The 6,000-nt window shown below is 63.4% G+C and carries 4 protein-coding genes, 4 tRNA genes and 1 pseudogene; 3 read left to right on the top strand and 6 right to left on the bottom strand.

What is annotated here, in order from left to right:
- The first annotated feature begins 33 nt into the window (after window positions 1–33).
- Window positions 34–801: an ArsR/SmtB family transcription factor gene (locus tag C5E41_RS24665; RefSeq protein WP_104378146.1), complete on the top strand. Its 768-nt coding sequence runs from the start codon at window positions 34–36 to the stop codon at window positions 799–801.
- 19 nt (window positions 802–820) lie between these two features.
- On the opposite strand, the gene C5E41_RS24670 is transcribed toward C5E41_RS24665, so the two are convergent.
- The 4 genes from C5E41_RS24670 to C5E41_RS24685 form a co-directional block, all read right to left on the bottom strand.
- Window positions 821–1,279 (bottom strand): SRPBCC family protein, encoded by a 459-nt coding sequence (locus tag C5E41_RS24670; protein WP_181063404.1) that lies wholly within the window; start codon window positions 1,277–1,279, stop codon window positions 821–823.
- A 146-nt stretch (window positions 1,280–1,425) separates the two neighbouring features.
- Window positions 1,426–1,500: transfer RNA gene (locus tag C5E41_RS24675), tRNA-Val, on the bottom strand.
- A 17-nt stretch (window positions 1,501–1,517) separates the two neighbouring features.
- A tRNA-Cys gene (locus C5E41_RS24680) sits at window positions 1,518–1,588 on the bottom strand.
- Window positions 1,589–1,611: 23 nt separating this feature from the next.
- A tRNA-Gly gene (locus C5E41_RS24685) sits at window positions 1,612–1,684 on the bottom strand.
- 520 nt (window positions 1,685–2,204) lie between these two features.
- On the opposite strand from C5E41_RS24685, the gene C5E41_RS24690 reads away from it, so the two are divergent.
- Window positions 2,205–2,279, top strand: a tRNA-Val gene (locus C5E41_RS24690).
- Between the two features lie 259 nt (window positions 2,280–2,538).
- Window positions 2,539–2,751: a hypothetical protein gene (locus tag C5E41_RS35345; protein ID WP_258081226.1), complete on the top strand. Its 213-nt coding sequence runs from the start codon at window positions 2,539–2,541 to the stop codon at window positions 2,749–2,751.
- 87 nt (window positions 2,752–2,838) lie between these two features.
- On the opposite strand, the pseudogene C5E41_RS36025 reads toward C5E41_RS35345, so the two are convergent.
- A pseudogene (locus C5E41_RS36025) lies at window positions 2,839–3,918 on the bottom strand (recombinase family protein); the annotation flags it as partial.
- The gene (locus C5E41_RS33440; protein WP_146097670.1) at window positions 3,896–4,144 is read right to left on the bottom strand and encodes a hypothetical protein; all 249 of its coding nucleotides are present in this window, start codon (window positions 4,142–4,144) and stop codon (window positions 3,896–3,898) included. The gene C5E41_RS33440 and the pseudogene C5E41_RS36025, both read right to left, overlap by 23 nt.
- Window positions 4,145–6,000: the final 1,856 nt, after the last annotated feature.

The following is a 6,000-nucleotide window of genomic DNA, read 5'->3' on the forward strand; positions in this document are numbered from 1 at the left end:
CATACCGAAGTGTCGTCGCGGCAGACTCGTGTCATGACCGATCGCCGACCTCTCTACGGGTACTCCGATATCGCCGCTGTCGGCGCCCTGCTGGCCGACGCGACCCGGGCGCGCATGATGATCGGCCTGGCGGACGGGCGCGCGCTGCCGGCGTCGGTGCTGGCCGCGGAAGCCGGCGTCGCGGCGTCCACAGCCAGTGAGCACCTGGCCCGGCTGGTGGATGGCGGACTGCTCACCGTCGAACGATCCGGCCGGCACCGGTACTATCGCATAGCGAATTCCCAGGTCGGAGCCGCCATCGAAGCGCTGGCAGTGCTGGCGCCGACGCGACCCGTGCGCTCACTGCGGGAATCCACCCGCGCGGCCGCGCTGCGCCGGGCGCGCAGTTGCTACGACCACCTGGCCGGCCGACTGGGCGTCGCGGTCACCGAGGCACTGCTCGATCGGCAGGCGCTGACCCGAACCGACGGCGTCGCGGGAACCGCACGCGCACAGGGAGATCCGATCTCGGCGCCGATGACGGACCACCCGTATCGCCTGGGCCCGAATGCCGAGGCCCTGTTCGCCGAGCTGGGCGTGGATCTGGACGCCGCCCGCGGCCGGCGCCGCTCACTGCTGCGTTTCTGCGTCGACTGGAGCGAGCAACGCCATCATCTCAGCGGTGCGCTCGGTGCCGCGGTACTGACCCGTATGGAATCGGCCGGCTGGGTGGAACGGCCGGGGACCCGCCGCACGCTGCGGCTGACAGACAGCGGAGCGCGGGTGCTGGATCGGGTGCTGGGCGTCGAATTCGCCGAATAGCCCGCGTCGAACCGCCGGATCAGCCGTGCTCGACGGCGATCTTCATCCGGTTGAGGGTGGTGGCCATATCGTTGCGGTTGCGCCGTCCGCGTGCCCACCCGAGCGCCGTCCAATACAGCCGCAACGGCAGGATCGCCGAGAGCTCGAACGATTCGGTGACGTCGGTGCCGCCGTCGCGCTGTTCCAGCCGGTAGCCCCACCGGTTGATGCGCATCCCCTTGGGTCCGAGGACGGTGAAGGCGAACTCTCGTTCGGGCTCGCACACCTCGACCCTGCATGTGGTCCAGTAGACCGGCCCCACCTGATTGCGCCGCACGTGCCCTCGGAACTTCGCACCCACCGCGGGACCCGTTGCGCCGCCTAGCCATTCGGCCTCGAACGTCTCGGGACTGAATTCGCCGATCCGCGTGATATCGCTGACCAGCGGCCACACCTGCGCCGGCGACGCGGCCATGTGGACGGTTACCGAATCGCGCACGACATCTCTCCTTGCCGCTCGGCTTGCTGGGCTTCGACCGTATCCCGGGCGATGAGACGGCGGACACAATTGTCCATGGTCTGGATACATCCATGATGCGGATACAAGAAAGCCCCGGTCGAAACCGGGGCTGACCTGTTCTTCGTTGGTGCGCGATACTGGGATTGAACCAGTGACCTCTTCCGTGTCAGGGAAGCGCTCTCCCGCTGAGCTAATCGCGCGTGGTTCGCCTACTCAGAGGCGGCGACGGGAATCGAACCCGTGTGCACGGCTTTGCAGGCCGTTGCCTCACCACTCGGCCACACCGCCAACCAAGGCCGGGTTGGCCTTCGAGCGGATGACGGGATTCGAACCCGCGACCCTCACCTTGGCAAGGTGATGCGCTACCAACTGCGCTACATCCGCGTGCTGCATTTCCGGGGCTTTTCGGCCCCTTCCGGCTGCGAGAGAGAACATTAGCCCACAACCCGCGTCGTCAACAAATCGCCTGGTAGATAGGGGCGAAAGTGAATAACATCGGTGTGTTTTCCGGGGGCGGGAGCCCCCATCGGGTGACGCCGGCGTCGGCGCACCGGCGCGGCACCGACCAGGCGTTCCCCGAAGTCCCATCCGTCGCCGCGCCGACTGCGGCGGCGGACCGGCCCGCGGTAGGGGTGTGGTCGGGCCTCGTCCCGCGGCGTGGAGATCCGCAACCGCCGGCCCGGTCGGGCACGTCCCGCCCAATCTCCCGCGATGCTCACGCCGGTAGAGAAGGGCCGACTACGCACCGAATCGGGCTGCATGAGACCTTCTGTGCCCGTTCATGTTCCGTCCATCGCCGACCGGATGAAATACCCAGGTCAAGCCCCGATTTGGTGTGACCCCGGGGACGCGTGTTAAGGTTCCATCTCGTTCGGAACGGCACCCCAGCCGCCCCGAAATCCCCGGTCCCATAGCTCAGCGGGAGAGCGCTCGCCTCACACGCGAGAGGTCGCTGGTTCGAACCCAGCTGGGACCACCATGACGCTCTTATAGGAACCGGCGACCTGCCGCGTGTTCCGCAATTTGTCCGATTTTTCTGGTTGGTTATCCGGTTGGCTCTGTGCTGCTGCATGGAGGTCGGCGAAGATGTCGCACTTGTCGTCCCTCACTGAGGTGGTCACTGATTCCGCTAAGTCGTCCAGGTAGAAGCGGCGGTAGAACGTGGCGTTGAGGCGTCGCCGAACTTCGTCGCTGGATCCTTGGTATAGCGCGTATGGGTCCGTGATGAGATCCAGTGCGTGACGGAGAACACTCGCTCCGACCGTCAATTGCTCGGTCGTGTTGGCGATACCGGCTTCGATCCGCTTGCGTTGGCCCCTGAGTTCGATCAACTTCAGATGAACCTTGTCGGCGGGCATCAGGTCGTCGGCGAGAAGATCGATCAGCCGGCTCTCCTTCGCGTCGAGGTCTGCCAGTTTGTGATTGAGGTCGGCATGCATCTGTCGCACTGAGCTCTGTTCATCGGTCACGACCTCTTCGAGTAGTCGCCGAGTCTCCGCCGCAAACCGGTCCGGCAGGCGCAAGGAGCGGTAGTGCTCGGCGATCGCGGCCTCGACGGTCTCGCGTGGCAAGGCGGGCAGGTCGCATTGTCTTTCGGTGGCCCGTCGGCACACGAAGTACTCGTAGTGAGTGCCGTTGCGACTCCTCGGGGTACTGAAGAACAGGCGCGATGTTTCGCCGGCGTCGCGGCATCGGCCGCAGAAGAGCGTTCCCTTGAGGTAGTGGTTGTGGATCCGTGCACGGTTGCCGTTGGCGCTTCTCGCGCTGAGAACCTCCTGGACGTTGTGAAACAGTTCTTCAGTGACCAGGGGCTGGTGACGCCCCGGATACATTTGGCCCTTCCATACGACGTATCCGACGTAGTACGGGTCGCGGAGCATGTTGTGCAGCGTGGCGGCCGAGGGAGGTGTTGGTACAGGGCGACGTGCCGTGGGTCGGCAGGTGAGTCCGAGGTCGGCCATCGTCGCTTGCAGTGCTTCGAGTGTGTATTCGCCGCTGGCGTAGAGCTCCCAGGCGCGAGTTACCAATGGTCCTCGTTCCGGATCGATCTCGACGGTGTTGACCTGGTGGCCCTCGACGATGATTCGGGTGTTGACGTAGCCGAGCTTCGCGCGGCTGCACGTGCCGCCGTTCATGGCCTTGTGCTGCATTTTGGTGCTGATGTCTTGGCCGGAGAGCCGGTTCTGGGTGTCGTTGAAGATGTCGGTGATGGCGGCCATCATGTCGCCGTAGATGCCGTCACCGAAGTCTTCCTTGGCCGAAATGAGCTTCACGCCCATGAGATCCAGCTGGCGTTTGGTCAACGCGGCGTCGATGTAGTTACGGAAGGCGCGGGACCGCATGTAGACGATCACATACTTGATCTGCGGGTGCTGCTGGAGATGCGCGAGCATCTTCTGAAACTCGGGACGCTTCTCGACAGATTGCGCGGAGACGCCGGGTTCGACAAATTCCTCAACGATCCTGGCCGGCAGTGTCTCGGCACGCTGCTCGACGATACGCCGTTGTGTGGCAATGGAATTGCCGTCCGGATCGATGTCTGCAGCAGTATTGAGCTGCTTCCTGTCCGAGACGCGTAGGTACGCGACGGCGAGGTCAGTGGCGCCGACCCCTCTCATTTCTTTCCTCCTCGATGGTGGTGGCCTCGGCGATCTCTTTGGCCAGTTCGATGACGGCTCGGCTGAGCATGCGGAGATCGGGAGGATCCCGCCGGTCACTCTGCACGACAAGGCGATGCTCGGCCTTCTCGCCGAACGGCAGCTGGCCGCGCCTAGACATCTCGCGCCCGTTGCATCCGTAGCGGGTCTGAACCGCACCCTGTTCGGAGACGTCTGTAGCTGTCAAGGATGCCAATCCTGTGGCACGACGCAATCCCAGTTTGATTGCTACAAGATTGCTGTGGGTGTGATGTCGGCCTGATCAGCGAAGCAAGCTGCAGCATCAGCGAGTTGGGATGCGTGCCGATTGATGACGGCTCCAAGCCACCGGCGGGCGGCTCAGGCGGGTTGCAGGCCCTGTTGGCAGAGGCTGTGGGGCGCAAGAACATATGCACTCGATTCACTTCGGACAAATCGAGTCCTCGTCTGCGCCAGACGAGATCATGTTCCCAGCTGCATAGCGCTAGGGGAAGAAGCTTGATCGAATTCTTAGCTCAATCTCAGAATACCTGACCATCTGGCTCGTAAACACGTGACCCGCAACGGATCACAGGTGATAAGGCATGCGCGAGTGGATGCTCGCCCACGCGACTGTGCCGGGAGTCGTGGGTGTCCGACGCTGAGAGTTGTCCTACTTCATCTGTTTCGGTAGGGGTGAGTGGATGCGGTTCGGCGACGAGGGTCGCCAGTGCGGTCGCGACTTCGGGCAAGGACGCTCGGACGTAGGTCAGAGTTGGGCCGTCTGAGCCGGATGGCTCTGAGTGGCCGGCGAACGCTCGGGGCCTGCGTAGCCGAAGTTGCGTTCGCTCAGGTCACTGAGGTGTGGCGCAGCCAATTTGCCGTGAACTTCAGGGGCTTGACCCACGGGATTCTCGGCCGATGCGGTGCCACAGGTAGTCCTAGCGCCGTCCGGTAATCGGTCGCCCGTTGCGGTGCGCAGGAGTTGTTCGGCTGGCCGGTCGTTGCCGTGGGTTGTCAAACGTGCGCAACGGCATTGCCCGTCGCTGGGATGTACCCGTCGTCGCGGGCGTGGTGGTAGAGACAACAAATGGCGCCGACCATGTGCTCGCGGTTGCGCAATGCTGCTGGAATGTAGAGGTGCTAGTGGGAATCAATGCAGAGCTTGGTAGGGGAGTCGGCTATGGTGACCGCGATCGGTTGGTCGTCGACGGTGAAGGCCACCGGGCCGCTGGGCATGCCACTTCAGGCATGTAAGCGTGCTCGCCGCCGCGAGCCTGCCGCGGCAGTTTATTGCCGAGATCGATATCAGTGGCAATTCCGATGAGGGTCCGAGGCGGATCGCCACTTGCGGCAATGGCATTCTGGTATTAGCGCCGAGCGTGTACCGCGACGGTCTGATGTCGAGTAAATCTTCGGCTGGCGTCCTTTCGGAGCTCGCTGCGGATGCGGCATGTTCTGATCGAGTGGCGTTGACGGATGCAGGTGTCGGCGCTGTTGAAGCGCGGCCCATTACAATCGCCCGCGTCGCATCTGATGGCTCGCCGCAGCAATACTTTCGGTCGACAGGGCTGCGGGGGCCGTCCCGGGGGTGTGGGACGTGCTATCTCGATTCAAACGGCAGTTCGGCGGCTACACGTATGAGGGCGAACCCTGTGCCGCGTCGGCAACGTGTATGCGAACTCGTTCCTTCGGAACTGCGTGTGTGAGCCTCCGGTGCGAATATGATTGGCGCCTACATGGAGTTTCGGGCCAAACATGTCATTTCGGTTTACGAGGCTATATCGAACCTGTTATCTCAAACGGCTGTCGTGAACCGATTGCATCGACGAGAACGGAGGGCGTGTACCCTGCAATCGGACTTGAAAAGCGGTGCGGTCCGGCGAGTCCTCGGGACTCTCGGCATTGGGAGGGTAAGTTGCCTTTGCTGGTCCGGTCATCGGCTACCGGCCGGCACGGGTCAAGTCCAATTGTGTGGTGTATCGGGGTGATTGCCGCGTGATCCTGTTTGGTCAGGCGGTCAGTGCTGGAGTGGTGGTTTCCTCCTGTTCGGTGGGTTCGGTAAGGCCGCGGGAGCGGGCCAGC

This window comes from Nocardia nova, from assembly GCF_002933465.1.
Lineage (GTDB): Bacteria > Actinomycetota > Actinomycetes > Mycobacteriales > Mycobacteriaceae > Nocardia > Nocardia nova_B.